At 71.1% G+C, this 14,592-nt stretch carries 9 protein-coding genes; 4 read left to right on the top strand and 5 right to left on the bottom strand.

Annotated features, from left to right (window positions below):
- The first annotated feature begins 60 nt into the window (after positions 1 to 60).
- Positions 61 to 549, top strand: a complete 489-nt coding sequence (locus ACFY0U_RS38155; protein ID WP_388643912.1) for a GNAT family N-acetyltransferase — start codon at positions 61 to 63, stop codon at positions 547 to 549.
- Positions 550 to 650: 101 nt separating this feature from the next.
- Here the strand turns inward: ACFY0U_RS38155 and ACFY0U_RS38150 are convergent, their stop codons facing one another.
- The 3 genes from ACFY0U_RS38150 to ACFY0U_RS38140 all read right to left on the bottom strand — a co-directional run bounded on the left by ACFY0U_RS38150 (position 651) and on the right by ACFY0U_RS38140 (position 5,067).
- The gene (locus ACFY0U_RS38150; protein ID WP_388643910.1) at positions 651 to 2,210 is read right to left on the bottom strand and encodes a mucoidy inhibitor MuiA family protein; all 1,560 of its coding nucleotides are present in this window, start codon (positions 2,208 to 2,210) and stop codon (positions 651 to 653) included.
- 6 nt (positions 2,211 to 2,216) lie between these two features.
- Positions 2,217 to 4,280, bottom strand: coding sequence for a DUF4139 domain-containing protein (locus ACFY0U_RS38145; protein WP_388643908.1), 2,064 nt, complete (start codon positions 4,278 to 4,280; stop codon positions 2,217 to 2,219).
- A gap of 577 nt (positions 4,281 to 4,857) precedes the next feature.
- The gene (locus ACFY0U_RS38140; protein ID WP_388643907.1) at positions 4,858 to 5,067 is read right to left on the bottom strand and encodes a hypothetical protein; all 210 of its coding nucleotides are present in this window, start codon (positions 5,065 to 5,067) and stop codon (positions 4,858 to 4,860) included.
- 330 nt (positions 5,068 to 5,397) lie between these two features.
- Between ACFY0U_RS38140 and ACFY0U_RS38135 the strand changes: the two genes are divergently transcribed.
- Positions 5,398 to 6,687 carry a vanadium-dependent haloperoxidase gene (locus ACFY0U_RS38135; protein WP_388643904.1) on the top strand — a complete coding sequence of 430 codons (1,290 nt, stop codon included), beginning with the start codon at positions 5,398 to 5,400 and terminating at the stop codon, positions 6,685 to 6,687.
- 508 nt (positions 6,688 to 7,195) lie between these two features.
- Here the strand turns inward: ACFY0U_RS38135 and ACFY0U_RS38130 are convergent.
- Both ACFY0U_RS38130 and ACFY0U_RS38125 read right to left on the bottom strand, forming a co-directional pair.
- Positions 7,196 to 7,858: a response regulator gene (locus tag ACFY0U_RS38130; protein WP_388643901.1), complete on the bottom strand. Its 663-nt coding sequence runs from the start codon at positions 7,856 to 7,858 to the stop codon at positions 7,196 to 7,198.
- Positions 7,833 to 9,005 (bottom strand): sensor histidine kinase, encoded by a 1,173-nt coding sequence (locus ACFY0U_RS38125; protein ID WP_388643899.1) that lies wholly within the window; start codon positions 9,003 to 9,005, stop codon positions 7,833 to 7,835. Before ACFY0U_RS38125 ends, ACFY0U_RS38130 begins: the two co-directional genes overlap by 26 nt.
- Before the next feature lie 175 nt (positions 9,006 to 9,180).
- Between ACFY0U_RS38125 and ACFY0U_RS38120 the strand changes: the two genes are divergently transcribed.
- Complete coding sequence (locus ACFY0U_RS38120) at positions 9,181 to 11,451, top strand: MMPL family transporter (protein ID WP_388643898.1); 2,271 nt, start codon at positions 9,181 to 9,183, stop codon at positions 11,449 to 11,451.
- 283 nt (positions 11,452 to 11,734) lie between these two features.
- Positions 11,735 to 14,389: an RICIN domain-containing protein gene (locus ACFY0U_RS38115; RefSeq protein WP_388643896.1), complete on the top strand. Its 2,655-nt coding sequence runs from the start codon at positions 11,735 to 11,737 to the stop codon at positions 14,387 to 14,389.
- Positions 14,390 to 14,592 lie beyond the last annotated feature (203 nt).

The raw sequence follows: 14,592 nt of genomic DNA, 5'->3' as shown, positions 1-14,592 counted from the left end.
GCCTGCCCGAGCAGCCGACCCGCCGCAGGAACGCACTTCCCGGTGCGAAATACTCTCCCGATGAGATCACGCACTTCCCCGATCAGCCAGCCGATCACCATACGGAGGGCCGTCGCGCGGGATGCCAAACGGCTCACACGGCTCGTGCGTGGCTCAGGAGCCTACGAGGGCAAGTACGCGGCGGCGGTCGCGGGCTACCGGGTCGGACCTGACTACATCGAGGCCCACCGCGCCTTTGTGGCCGTCGGCGCCGACGAGCAGGGCGGCCGGGTCCTCGGCTTCTACTCGCTCGTCCTCGCGCCACCGGAGCTCGATCTGCTGTTCGTCGCCGACGAAGCGCAAGGACGGGGTATCGGGCGGCAGCTCGTGGCGCACATGCAGTCCGAGGCCCGTGCCGCCGGCATTGACCGTCTCAAGGTCGTGTCGCATCTTCCCGCCGAGGACTTCTACCACCGCGTGGGTGCGGTGCGGACCGGAACCGCGCTTGCGAATCCGCCTGCCGTGCCATGGGACCGTCCCGAATTCGAGTTTCGCATTGCTTCGGAATGACGTGATGTGCACCTTGGCCGAACAGGTAGAAGTTGCCCGCCTGATCAGGGAGGCATGAGAAGAAGCCGCAGGCATGCGGCGATCTTCCTGACGGATCAGTCTCAGAGACCGGTGACCTTGCCGCTCGCCGAGAGTTCGTAGACGAGGGTGACGGCGCGGCGCCCGTTCGGTGGCAGGGCTACGTCCCAGCGGGCGATGCCCTCGGCGTCGACCGCGTCGGGGGCGGGGGAACAGGCCTCCTTGCGCAGCCTCACCTCCACCGCAGAGACCTCGGAGACCGGGATCCGTTCCCGCAGCGCCACCACCTGCTCGCCCTCTTCCCCGGGGGCGGAGAAACGGGACAGGTGCAGGCGCACCGTGCGAGTGACGGTGGTGCGCTGGGTCATGGTGGTGGTGTCGCGGTGCTCCTCCGTGTCGCGGAGCACTCGATAGTCGTCGTGGCTGCCGAAAGCGAGCTCGAGGGGCGCGCCGGGAGCGGTGAAGTCGAGCGTTGCGCGGGCGCCGAACCCGCCGACGCCGACAAGGTCCACCGGGCCTGCCAGGAGCGCGTGACCGGTCGGGTTGTCGCAGCGCACCACGTGGGTGACGAGAGGAGACAGCTCCGGGGAGCAGGTGTATTCGCTGCTCGCGGCCGTGGTGGCTGTGGAGAGCGGCACCCGGTGGGCGTGGCCGTCCGCGGGGACGGAGACGGGGGCGGGGGAGCGCAGGACCCGCGTGCTGCCGCCGTCGTCCACTCCCGGCAGGCCGAGCACCGGCGCCGGGCCCAGCTCCGCGATCTCCTCCTCGCGCAGTTCGACGGCGACCGTGCGGCGCTCCTGAGGGGAGCGGTCCGTGAGCGTCAGGCGGTCTTCGTCGAGACGGGGCGGTTCGGTGGACAGTGCCGTGCGGGCCGTCGACAGGGTCAGGCGTACGTCGGACCAGTCCTCGCCGGTGCGCTGCCAGACCATCGCGTCGCTTTCCAGGGTGAGCGAGTCCCCGTCGAGTACGGCCCGGTAGGCGGGGCGCCACAGCGCACACGCGGTGAGGTGGGTCAGCCGCAGCCGGGCCGGGCCGGCGACGGCGGCCTCCACGGTCAGTTTGACGTGACCGACCATTTCGGCGGGACGCTGTTCGGAGAGGTCGACGGCGTGTTCGGCCGCCTGGAGTTCAGTGGTGAGGACCTTGAGCCTGGCCTCGGTAGCCCGTAGGTGCTCGCCGTGGGCGTCGCGCTCCTCGTCGACCCGGTCCAGTTCGGCGCTCCAGCGTGCGGTGTCGGTCTCTCCGTGGCCGGTGCCTTCGCCGATCTCCCGCACCAGGTCTGAGGCGAGGCGACCGAGGAGGCCGAGGCGGGCGCGCAGTCGGTCCCGTCGCCGTTCCAGCGTGGCCTGTTCTTCTGCGATGTCGTGAACGCGCAGGCGCAGAGCCGAGTCGTCGGCGCCGGGCAACGGCTCTCGCGGCGTCCATGTGCGGACGACTCTGGCGTCGAGGACGCTCGCCCGGTGGTCGCCGGTCAGTTCGGCGTGGAGGGTGCGGTCGACCGCCAGGGCGCTGATCGGCCCGAGGCGCAGTCGCTGGACGCCGGCCCGCAGGTCGAGTGTGGCGGATCGCTCGATCTGGGCGCGGTCTTCCAGACAGGTGACGGCGGTGACGGGAAGGGGGATCGGCTCGAGGTCCGTGGACATGATCTGTCAGCTCCTGCGGTTGCCGCCGACCAGGGCCTTCGCGGCCGGGATGCGGATCTCGTAGCCGCCGTGGCGGGCGGCGGTGGCTCCGGCGGGCAGGTCTACGCGCCACACGCGGGTGCCCGGGCCGAGGTGGTCGGGCCCCTCGTCGTCCTGGGGAACCGTCCAGTCGGCCCGTTCCTCGATCCGGACGTCGGCTTCGGAGGTGACCGGTACTTGTTCGCGGACCTCGACCGTGACGGGTCTGGTGAGACGGTTGGCCAGCTCCACGTGGACACCGTGGTCGAGCACGCTGATGTTGTTGCGCAGTCCTGCCGTCGACTCCTGCAGGCTCGTGCGCCGGGTGACCTGGATGCCTTCCGCCGGTCCCAGCCCCATCCGACGGACGCCGCCCGGGGCGAGGGTGGGCAGGGCGGCGGTCAGAACGAAGTCGTCGTCGACGCCGACCTCCACGGGGCCTGCGAGCAGAGCCTGGTCGGTCGCGTTGGACAGCACCAGGGTCTGGTACACCCGCTGCTCCACCGACGGCACACAGACGTACTCGGTGCGCAGACCGACCGGGATCTCGGTCACGGTGACGGTGTGCCAGGTGCCGTCCGAGGGAATGTCGGCGCGGGCGACGGCGTCGTAGCGGTGGTCGAAGGATCCCGCTGATGCGCGGGGCCGCGCGGCGTGGCCGGGCAGTGGCAGCGCGGCCACCGCTTCGGCCCGTCGGCGGTGTTCGACTGCGACCGGGTCGAAGGCCGCGGCGGGGAACAGCAGGCCCCTGCGGCCGGCGGACTCGTCGGGACCGTTGAGGACGAGCGCGGCGTAGTCGAGTTCGGCGCCGCTGGGTTGCGGAGGACCGGCGACCGGCGCGGGTGGCGGGGGGCCCGACGGTGCTGCCAGTCGTGCGGCGGGAGCAGCTGCGGGTGCGCCGCCGAGCGCAGGTCCGCTGGGTCGGGGCCGTTCCGCTTGTGCGAAGGCGGGCATCGGGTCGGCTGGTGCGAAGGCGGGCATCGCTTCGAGGCCGCCAGGGGCCGCGGGCGCGGGTGGTGGCCCGCCGTAGGCCGGTGCGGCCGTGGGCAGGGGGACGGGAGGAGGAGGTACGGGGGCGCCGGTGGGGGCCGGGGGAGCGGACCCGACAGTTACCGGTAGGGCGGGCGGAGTCTGGCGTGGGCCCGCCGCGTCGTACGGTGCGAAGAGGTCGGCGAGTCCGGCCGGGGGTTCACGCCACCCGGCCGGTCCGGGAGCGGGCTGGCGGCGTCCGATCCGCAGCGAGCGCAGGCGCGGCACCTCTGTCCGGCGCTTGAGGTCGGCGGTGGCCAGGGCGATGCGCACCCCGGTCCAGTCCTCGCCGGTGCGCTGGGCCACAGAGGCGCGCAGTACGAGGGCGCCGCTGCCGTCACCCTGACGGTAGGAAAGCCGGTAGGCCGGTACCCACACGGCGCCCGGGACCGCGTACTCGATCTCCAACTGCACCTCGCCGGTTCCGTCGAGGCTCAGGGCCGCGCAGACCGTGGTCTGCGGCTGTCCTGACGGCGCGTCGGTGGAGGCCCGGTTGCAGCGGTCCACGGCGACGGCGAGATCGTGCTCGAGGCGGAGCAGCTCCTCCTCCTGCGCGGCGAGGCGGTCGTGGAGGGCCGTCAGCCGCTCGTCGACGAAGTCCGCGAGCGTCAGCCAAGCCTCGGCAGGGGTGCGGCGGTGCGGGTCCTCACGCTTCCGGGCCGGGGGGACGGGGTGGAGATCGGTCATCTCCTTGATCCGCTGGAGGAGCCGGTCGCGCCGCCCTCGGGCCGCGGCGCACGCGTCGTGAACCTGTTCCATGGTCTGCCGCAAGCCGTCCGAGGGCCCCGGGCCGGACGGCTCGGCGATCACCTCCACGCGCACCTCGGTGACATGTACACCGGAGTCGCCCACGACGCGGGCACGCACCGAGCCGGCGTCCAAGGAACGGGGCAGCCCCGTCACCAGCACCCGGCCGCCCGACGGCACCGTGCCCCGCGCCAGACGGCTGCACAGTGCACCTTGCGCGTAGACCACGACCGCGTCGAGGGCCGACGCCCATCGCGGTGCCTCTTCGGACTTCATGCGCTCAACCCCCGTCGTGTCCGTGCCGGGCGAAGCCTACTGACTTCGTCGGGGCGTTGTCGGGGGTGGTGACGGGTTGGTTTCGCTCATGATGACGGACAGCGTTTGCCGATGTCTTTGGGCAGCAGGCGGTGACCACTGGGCCTCGACATATCGACGAGCTTCAGGTCCTGATCGACGCGGTCACCACCGGAGAGGGAGGGACTCGTCCCCTACATCCGGATTCGACGAACTACCGGTATTCAGGCCCCAGCGTGGAGGTAAGCGGCCCATAGGACAGGGAGGGCCCACGCCGCGCGACGTGTGTCGAGGGCTCCGTCCTCGGTGCGCAGTCGTCAAGGCATTCGAGTAGGCGTCGCAATCGTTCTTCAGCTGCTGGTGGATTGCCCGCCGGGACGTAGAAGTTGACCAGGCGTTTGGCGGCCCGCGGTGTTGGGAGCAGCTTTCCCAGTTGAGCCATGAAGGCGACTTCGCTGGCTCCAATCGGCGAGTTGCCGTTCGCTGCGTCCGCAGCATCTCGCGGTCCCGCTTCGCCTGTTGCGGGTCGGGAGCGGCACTTGATGCTTCGTCTTCGTTGTCACTGGCCAGGCTGGTGCACGGGTGGGCGATGGGAGAAGTCCTGATTGCGCAGCCAGGGAAGGTAGTCGTGGGCGAAGAGGGTCAGCTCGTCGCCGCCCTTGCCGGCGGTGGCCAGTTGGATTCTGGCCATGACCCACGGGTCGGGCAGGTCCTCGGTGATGCCGGTGTACGGGTCCCCTGACGCGCAGACCCACCAGGATGCCCGCACCTTGCCCTCCGAAGGACGACGATGCGACGTCGGTCTATCCGGCCTGCCACGCCCGCCTTCGCTCCGCGCCGACCGCGCCCAGAGGCCCCCGGACTTCCTGCCCGCGCCCTCGGTTCCCGGCGACCGACCTCGCCGCCACGGCCGACCGGTCCGCCCGTAGAGCGCTCCGGCCGTGTGCTCCCGGGCGGAGCCCGCGCATGCGTCGCCGAGGTGACGGACATCCGGGTGTGAACGCTGTCGGAGTGTCGATGGTTGTCGATGTAACGACAAAACTGACCCCTGCCTAATAGGCTCGGACAACCTGTCACCGACAAGCCCATGGAGGGCCTCGTGACACATCGTCCGCTCGCCGGATCATTAAGAGGGTTACGCCGTATCGCGGTCCTCACCGTATTCGCCCTGACCGTCCCACTGACGGCCACCACCGCCGAGGCACACAGCGGCGTGAAGACCGCCCCGGGCAATCCCGTCATCGCCTGGAACATCCACGCCCAGACCGCCATCTACGACACCGCCAAGCAGTCGCCCACCGCCAGCACCCGCAGCTTCGCCATCGTGCAGGGCGCCGTGTACGACGCGGTCAACGCCGTCGCCGGTCGTCCGTACGAGCCTCTGGTCAGCGCGCCTCGCAGCCGCCCCGGGGACTCCACCGCCGCTGCCGTGGCCGCGGCCGCACACGACACGCTGCTGTGGCTCTTCCCCGCGCAGGCCGAGTCGCTGAACGCCCGGTACGACGATTCGCTGGCCGCGATCCCCGACGGCCGCGCCGAGGACGGCGGGGTGGCCGTCGGCAGGGCCGCCGCCGCGGCGATGACCGAGAGTCGCCGTGACGACGGATTCGACCCCACCGCGCCGTGGACCGTCGGCACCGAGCCGGGCGAATACCGGCTCACCCCGCCCGGCTACGTCAACGTCGGCGCCTGGGTGCCGAACTTGAGGCCGTTCGTCGTCCCTGACGCCGGCGCCCACCGGGTCAAGCCCCCGCCGGCCCTGACCAGCGCCGCTTGGGCCCGCGACCTGAACGAGGTCAAGCGCCTTGGCGCGGCCACCAGCACCGTCCGCACCGAGGACCAGACCGAGGCGGCGATCTGGTGGGACGACCCCCAGATGGTCGAATGGTCGATCACGCGACAACTCGCCGACGCGCACCGGCTCAGCAGCCTCCGGACGGCCCGGCTGCTCGCCATGGTGTACGTGGCTTCCGCGGACACCCTGATCGCCTGCTACAAGGCCAAGGCGCACTGGAACTTCTGGCGCCCAGTGACGGCCATTCCGCTCGCCGGCACCGACGGCAACGCGGCCACCGATCCCGACCCGGACTGGACGCCGCTGCGGGTCACCGCCCCATCGCCGGAATACCCGTCGGGCCACGCCTGCTTCACCACGGCGGTGATGACGGCCCTGGGGTCGTTCTTCGGCCGTGACGCCCTCACGTTCGCCGCGTACAGCCCTGCCTCCGGCACGACCCGCGACTACGACAGCCTTCGGGCGGCGACAGCCGAACTCCTGGAGGCGCGAATCTGGGCCGGTGTGCATTACCGCTTCGCCTCCGAGCACGGGCACCGGCTCGGGCTGGCGGTCACCCGCGACGTCCTCAACCGCGCCTTCCAGCGGCGCTGACGCGGCTGTCCCTTCCAGCACCGCGGGGAGGACAACTCGGGACAGCACCGACACGGGGACGGGTCGCGGAGAAGATGGCTGGCCTCCGGTTAGGGAATGGTGGTTGTTGCGGGCACGGTTCGACGCTGAACATCCAACGGAGTTCCTCATGCGACAGAAGGATCTTGGTCGGTCTCATGTCTATGGGGAACTCCGTTGCCGCGTCGGGCTTTCGCCGGACAACCACCCAAGTCGGGGCAGAATTCACGGAGCCAGCGCCCTTACAGACTGGCTCTCCCACCCCGCCACCTGCGATATCGCGCTGAGTCGGCATTGCTCTGGCCAGCGAGAATGAGGAATGCCGAGGCCCTTGTTCCCGCCGCCCGCACCCCTGTGCGTCCTGTGCCGCGTATCGAGGCGTGCAGGTGGAGACCAGGCCCGAGCCGCCCGGCTCACCGTCCCAGTTCCGGCCCCCTGATACGCCATGATGTCCGAGCGGGGACTCATGGGACATGGCTCGGCACCCGGCTCAGGTTCCGGGGAGGATACGGCGCGTTTCGTAGGCCCACATCGCGATCTCGACCCGGTTGCGGGCGCCGAGTTTGGCCATCAGGCTCGCCAGATGCGTCTTCACCGTGCTGAGGCTGATGCGCAGTGCGTCGGCGATCTCGGTGTTGGTCAGTCCGCGGGCGACGGCGAGGAGCACCTGCTCCTCGCGGGCGGTCACGGGGGAGACCGGCTGGGCCGCGGGCCGGCCGGCGGGCAGGTCCGCGAACGCCTGGAGCAGACGGACGGTGACGCTGGGCGCGATGAGTGCCTCACCGTCGGACGCCGACCGTACGGCCTGGGCCAGAAGGTCTGGTCCCGTGTCCTTGAGGAGGAATCCGCGGGCGCCGGCACGCAGTGAGCCGTAGACGTACTCGTCGAGGTCGAACGTGGTGATGACGACCACGGCCAGCGGGTCGGCGACGCCCGGGCCGGCGATCAGCCGGGTGGCCTCGAGCCCGTCGATCACCGGCATGCGGATGTCGAACAGGCAGACGTCGGGGCGCAGTTCGCGGGCCAGACGTACCGCCTCCCGCCCGTCGGCGGCCTCGCCGACCACCTCGATGCCGGGCTGGGCGTTCAGGATGATCCGCAACCCGGTGCGGATGATCGTCTGGTCGTCAGCGACGAGGACGCGAATGGACACCGCTCTCGCTCCTCGCTCCCGGCAGTTCGGCTTCGACATGCCAGCCCCGGTCGGTACCCGGGCCGGCTCGTAGTGTGCCGCCGAGCAGCGTCGCGCGCTCGCGCAATCCGGTAAGTCCGTATCCCTCGCGACCCCGGCCGGTGCGCCGGCCGTTGTCGCGCACGCTCACCCGTACCGTGTGCCGTTCCGCGGCGACCCGGACGACGAGCTCGGTCGCGTCGACCGCATGACGCAGCGCGTTGGTCACCGATTCCTGCACGATCCGGTAGACGGCCGCGTCCACGGCCTGGGGCAGCGCGTCCAGTTCGCCGTCGAGCCCCAGGTCGACCCTGAGGCGACCACCCGGCGTGCGCACCAGGCGCTCCAGATCCGCGACTCCGGCAGGGGGCGCCAGCTCGGCGCCGACCCCGCGGTCGCGCAGCGCGGCGACCATGGCGCGCATTTCCTCCAGCGTGCGCGCCCCTTCCTCCTCGACCCCCTCCAGCGCCTTGACGGCGGCGGACGGGTCGGCGCCCGCGAGCACCCCGCCCGCCTGGGCGATGATCACCATGGCCGACACGTGGTGGGCCACCGTGTCGTGCAGTTCCCGGGCGAGCTGCTCGCGCTCGCGGGAGCGCACCTGGTCCAACTGCCGCTCGCGAGCGGTCACCCAGAACCGCACGGCAGCCCCGAACACGCCGGGCAGCAGCAGGAAGACGAAGCCCACGACGCTCTCGACGACCGGGGTCTCGTCCGTGACGGAGCACAGCGCGCCGGCCGTGAGGATCACCGCGCCGCCCAGCACGATCTCGCGTCCCGATCCCCACCGGGGCAGCGCGTACACCAGCACGAGCACGACCGCGCCGGTGTACAGGCCGACGGGCTCGCGCGGAGCGGCGACGAGCCAGGCCACCTGAAGCAGGATCACCGAGCCGAACGCCAGCGTGACCATCGTCAGGGGGCGGGTCCGGCGCCACAGGGGCAGCAGGCACAGCCCTACGGCGAACACCACCGCCACCGGCCGCCACACGACGTTCTCGCGCAGGGTGGCCTCCAGCACCACACCGGCAAGGCCCGCGGCGAGCAGCACCCAGTCCCGCCACACCCGGGCGGGCGCGTCGGGCGGACGGGGTTCGGTCCACAGGGTTCGCAGGTCTTCTCGCAGCACGGTTCTCAGCCTAGGGACCGCGGCGTGCCGCGCATCGGCCGAAAGGACGGGATGTCACTCCGCCCCGGGGCCGACGGATCCGCGGCCCGCGGGCCGATGCTGCGGAGCGCTGTTGCGACGAGCCTCGGCATCGGCGGCCGTACAAGGACGGCCGACGAGGTGGTTGGAGGACCCGATGCTCTCGAAAGCCCTGTTGCGCCTGGGCGCAAGCGCCGCCCGCCATCCCTGGCGGGTGATCGCGGCATGGGTGGTCGCCGCCACGCTCGCCGTCCTCGCCGCCGTCGCTTTCGGCGGGCGGAATGCGGACTCGATGACGGCTCCGGGACTGGACTCCCAGCGGGCCGCGGAACTGATCGAGCGGGCAGGCACCGGCCAGGAGGGGATGACCGCCCAGGTGGTCGTCACCCCCCTCGACGGCGCTGAGACGTTCTTCGACGACGATGGCGCGCGCACCGCTCTCACGCGGCTGCGGGCCGAGGTTCAGCGGCTGCCGCACGTGCTCGGCACGAGCGACCCGGCGGGGGCACTCGACGCGGGCGGGGACACCGCCGTGCGCGGCGGCCTCGTCTCGGCCGACGGGCGGATCGCGGTCGTCCGGGTGCAGTACCCCGACCAGAACCGGCTGTCGGCCGACGACCTCGACGCCCTCGTCGATCTCGGCGACCGGCTGCGCGCCGAGCTGCCCTTGCGCATCGAGATGGGCGGGAACCTCTTTTACGCCTTCGCCGACCCCGACGGCGGCGCGAGCGAGCTGATCGGCCTCCTCGCCGCGGCCGCGATCCTGTTCCTGGCGTTCGGTTCGCTCGTCGCCGCCGCGCTGCCGATCGGCATGGCGGTCTTCGGACTGACCGTCGGGGTCGCCACGATGACGGTACTGGCGGGGGTGACAGAGGTCCCCACCTTCGCACCGATCCTGGGCAGTATGGTCGGGCTCGGAGTGGGCATCGACTACGCGCTTTTCGTGCTCGCCAGGCACCGGGAGTATCTCGCGCGCGGGCTCGATCCCCGCGAGGCGGCGGGGCGAGCGGTGGCAACGGCGGGGCGGCCGGTGGTCTTCGCAGGCGGCACCGTCGTCGTGTCGATCCTCGGCCTGGCGGTCGCGAACGTGCCGTTCATGACGGTGGGCGGGCTCGCCGTCTCGATCGTCGTTCTGATCATGGTGCTCGCGTCGGTGACGCTGTTGCCGGCCTTCCTCGGCGCGGCGGGCCCGCGTCTGGGGCGGGCCGGCCGGATCGGCCGGGCTCTGCGGACCAGGAAGCCGGGCCGACTCGCACGGCGGCGGGACCCGGCGGCAGGCGCCGCTCACGCCGTCGGATGGCGGCGCTGGATCGGGCACGTCAGCCGGCACCCGGTGCCGTACGCGGTCGGCGCGGCGGGGCTGCTGCTGACCGCGACGCTGCCCGTGCTCGGCCTGCGCGTCGGCCTGCCCGACGACGGCTCACTGCCCCACAGCCGTACCGAGCGCCGGGCCTACGACCTCGTCGCCGAGGGGTTCGGCCCGGGCACCAACGGTCCCCTCGTCATCGCCGCCGACCCCACCGGTGATCCGGGAGTGCTGGACCGACTCGTCGGGGCGGTCGCGGCGGATCCGGGCATCGCATCCGTCGCGCCGACGCACATCGACCGGGCCACCGGCATCGCGACCCTCGTGGTGTTCCCGACCACCAGCCCTCAGGACAAGGCCACGGCCGACACCATCGCCCGGCTGCGCACCGACGTGCTGCCCACGGCGATCGGGCACGGCCCGGCCAGGGCCCACGTCGGCGGCGCCGCCGCGAGCCTGTCCGATGTGGGCCAACGCACCAGTGAGCGTCTGCCGGTGTTCGTCGCCGCCGTGCTGGCGATGTCGTTCCTGCTGCTGATGCTGGTCTTCCGCTCGATACTCGTACCCCTCAAGGCGGTACTGCTGAATCTGCTGAGCATCGGCGCGGCCTACGGCATCATGGTCGCGGTCTTCCAGTGGGGCTGGGGAGGCGCACTCATCGGGCTGGAAGCGACGGTTCCGATCGTGTCGTTCATCCCGATGTTCCTCTTCGCCATCCTGTTCGGCCTGTCGATGGACTACGAGGTGTTCCTCCTCTCCCGCGTACGCGAGGAGTACCTGCGCACCGGCGACAACGGCACGGCGATCGTCGAGGGCGTCTCGCGCACCGCCCGGATCATCACCTCGGCCGCCCTCATCATGGTGGCGGTCTTCCTGTCCTTCGCCGTCGCCGACGACCCCTCCACCAAAATGTTCGGGCTCGGCCTGGCCACCGCGATCTTCATCGACGCCACGGTCGTACGCATGGTGCTGGTACCGGCGACCATGACACTCCTCGGCCGGGCCAACTGGTGGCTGCCGAAGTGGCTGGACCGGATGCTTCCCCGCGGCCCGGTCGGCACCGACGACACCGACGCGGAATCCACGGGTGAGGCCCCGCGTCCACGGCTGGTCGACCGTTGACTCAACTCCTGCCCGCCCTTGGTGAGGCCACCGCCGACGATCAGCAGCCCGGCCCACAGGGCTGGTAGCCAAGCGCCGACGGAACCCCAGCCGGCACGGCAGCTCCACGTAGGGGGGTTGCCCGGTGTGTTGGGGGACAGGCCCGTCGGGGATCTGATGGAAAGAAAGTTCCCGGCTCACGGCAACCTTGTGCATGGCCTGTGACAACAAGGGAGCGGATCCGGCCCGTCCCGGTGCCCGGATCCGCTGACCTCGTGAACGGCCTGCAAGGAGAACACCCTTCATGAACAACCCCACGACCGGTGGGCGCCGCGGACGTCACCGCCGCCGCTGGACCGCGACCGGTCTGGTGCTCGGCGTGCCCGCCGTCCTCGTGCCGTACCTCCTCTACGCGCAGGAGGACTCGCAGGCCGCGACGGTCGACGGCACCGCCTACTACCGGCTGGCCTCCGTACGCAGCGGCAAGGTACTGGACGTCAACGGGTACTCCACCGCCGACGGCACCCGTATCCAGCAGTGGACCGATCAGAACACCGCCAATCAGCAGTGGAGGCTGAAGCCCGCCGGAGACGGCTACTACGAGCTGGTGAACCGCAACAGCGGCAAAGTGCTGGGCATCGCGGGCGATTCGACCGCGCAAGGGGCCGTCGCGGAGCAGCAGACCGACAGTTCCGCCACCTCGCAGGAGTGGAAGATCGAGGAGGTGAGCGGTTCCGACGCCGTCACCTTCGTCTCCCGCAGGAGCGGGCAGGTCCTGGACGTTTCCGGGGGCTCCACGGCCGAGGGCGCGGCCGTCGTCCAGTATCCCGGCAAGGGCGGCACCAACCAGCAGTGGAAGCTGGTGAAGGCGGCCGAGACCCGGACGGCCGGGGCCGGTACGGCGCAGACCACGGCGGCGGCTGGACCGTATGTGTGGAAGAACGCCCAGGTGGTGGGCGGCGGTTACGTCACCGGGCTGGTGTTCAACCCACGCGAGAAGGGTCTGCTGTACGCGCGCACCGACATGGGCGGCGCCTACCGCTGGGACACCGGGGCCGAGCAGTGGATCCCGCTGACCGACTGGATCGGCGAGAAGGACTGGAACCTGCTGGGCATCGACTCGCTGGCCACCGACCCCGTCGACCCCAAGCGGCTCTACCTCGGGGCGGGCACCTACACCAACGACTGGGCGGGCAACGGCGCGATCCTGCGCTCCACCGACCGGGGCCGCACCTTCAAGCGCACCGATCTGCCCTTCAAGCTGGGTGGCAACGAGGACGGCCGCGGGGCGGGCGAACGGCTGGTGATCGACCCCGCGAACCACGGCACCCTGCTGCTGGGCACCCGCAAGAACGGCCTGTGGCGCAGCACCGACTACGGCGTGACATGGCGTCAGGTCTCCTCGTTCCCCGTCAAGGACGGGGCGAGCAGCGGCGGGGGCATCTCCTTCGTGACGTACGGCAAGGCCGGCAGCAGGACGGTCTACGTCGGTGTCGCCGACAAGTCCACCTCCCTGTACCGCTCCACCGACGGCGGCAGCACCTGGCAGGCGGTCCCCGGGCAGCCCGCCGGCCAGTTGCCGCAGCACGGCGTCGTCTCCGGCGGCGGCTCGCTGTATGTGACGTACACTGACGCTCTCGGGCCCAACGGCGTGACCGCGGGTTCGGTGTGGAAGTACACGCCTGCGGGGGGCGCGTGGAAGAACGTCTCCCCGTCCAGCGGCAGTTACGGGTTCTCCGGTCTGGCCGTCGACCCGCGCAAGCCGTCCACGGTGATGGTCACCACCCTCGACCGTTGGTGGCCCGAGGACGAGATCTACCGGTCCACCGACGGCGGTACGACATGGAAGGCGCTGGCCGACAAGTCGGTGCGGGACGCCTCCGCTGCCCCGTACGTCGGTACCGGCGTCGGGCACTGGATGACTGCCCTGGCCATCGATCCGTTCAACTCCGGGCATGTGCTGTACGGCACCGGCAACGGCATCTGGCGCAGCAAGGACGCGGGCGCCTCCGACAGCGGCGGGACCAGCCACTGGACCGTGGGGGCGCGCGGTCTTGAGGAGACCGCGCTGATGGACGCGATCGCCCCGCCCGGCGGCGCCACCGTCATCACCGCCATGGGCGATCAGGGCGGTTTCCGCCATGGCTCCCTGGCCAGGGTGCCCGGCGGGCGGCTGAAGAACCCGCTGATGAGCAACAGCACCGATATCGACTTCGCCCAGTCCAAGCCCTCGGTGATGGTCCGCGTCGGCCGTGGCGGGGCGCAGGACGGCGCCTACTCCACCGACGGCGGCAGCAGTTGGAAGGGCTTCGCGGCGGAGCCGGTGGCCGGCGCCCAGGACGGCCATGTCGCGCTCTCGGCGGACGGCTCCGCCATCGTCTGGACCCAGGCCGGCCAGGACCCGTACCGCTCGACCGACAAGGGAGCGAGCTGGTCGAGGGTCGGCGGCTTGGGCACCGGCGCCGTCGTCGTCGCCGACCGCTCCTCGGCCAAGACCCTGTACTCCCTGTCCGACGGCAAGCTCTTCGCAAGCACCGACGGCGGCACGACCTTCACCGCCCGTGCCGGCAACCTGCCCTCCGGCCGACTCACAGCCACCCCCGGCATTGCCGGGGACTTGTGGATATCCGGCGCCGACAAGGGGCTGCTGCACTCCACCGACGGCGGCCGCACTTTCACCACGCTGAGGTCCGTGCAGTCCGCCGCCGCCCTCGGCTTCGGCAAGGCCAAGCCCGACACGTCCTACCAGGCCCTGTACCTGATCGGCACCGTCAAGGACGTCACCGGAGTCTTCCGCTCCACCGACAAGGGCGCCACCTGGGTCCGCGTCAACGACAAGGCCCACCAGTGGGGGAGCATCGGCGGCGTAGGTGTCATCACCGGCGATCCCGACACCTACGGGCGCGTCTACGTCGGCACCAACGGCCGCGGCCTGCAGTACGGCGACCCCTCGTCCTGACCGGCGGGCCTCAGCGGCCACAGCACCAGCACGTCTCTTTTCAGCCACGCCCTTGCAACGTCCCTGCACAGAAAGGTACTTCCGTGCAGGGGCATGCACCTGACATCTTGCATCCACCACTCGTTTCGTACGGCCCGGCCGGTGCTCTCGTCGGCCGGGCCGTCTTCGGAGGACGCATTGATACCCCACATATCCAGACGACC

Origin of the sequence: Streptomyces sp. NPDC001536 (assembly GCF_042894505.1) — a bacterium.
GTDB lineage: Bacteria > Actinomycetota > Actinomycetes > Streptomycetales > Streptomycetaceae > Streptomyces.
The sequence above is the reverse complement of the archived record's forward strand: the minus strand, read 5'-3'. Positions and strand labels throughout refer to the sequence as shown.

Coding starts and splice junctions, on each gene's coding strand:
- ACFY0U_RS38155 (WP_388643912.1), top strand. CDS start 61: ATGAGATCACGCACTTCCCCGATCAGCCAGCCGATCACCATACGGAGG.
- ACFY0U_RS38150 (WP_388643910.1), bottom strand. CDS start 2,210: ATGTCCACGGACCTCGAGCCGATCCCCCTTCCCGTCACCGCCGTCACC.
- ACFY0U_RS38145 (WP_388643908.1), bottom strand. CDS start 4,280: ATGAAGTCCGAAGAGGCACCGCGATGGGCGTCGGCCCTCGACGCGGTC.
- ACFY0U_RS38120 (WP_388643898.1), top strand. CDS start 9,181: ATGCTCTCGAAAGCCCTGTTGCGCCTGGGCGCAAGCGCCGCCCGCCAT.
- ACFY0U_RS38115 (WP_388643896.1), top strand. CDS start 11,735: ATGAACAACCCCACGACCGGTGGGCGCCGCGGACGTCACCGCCGCCGC.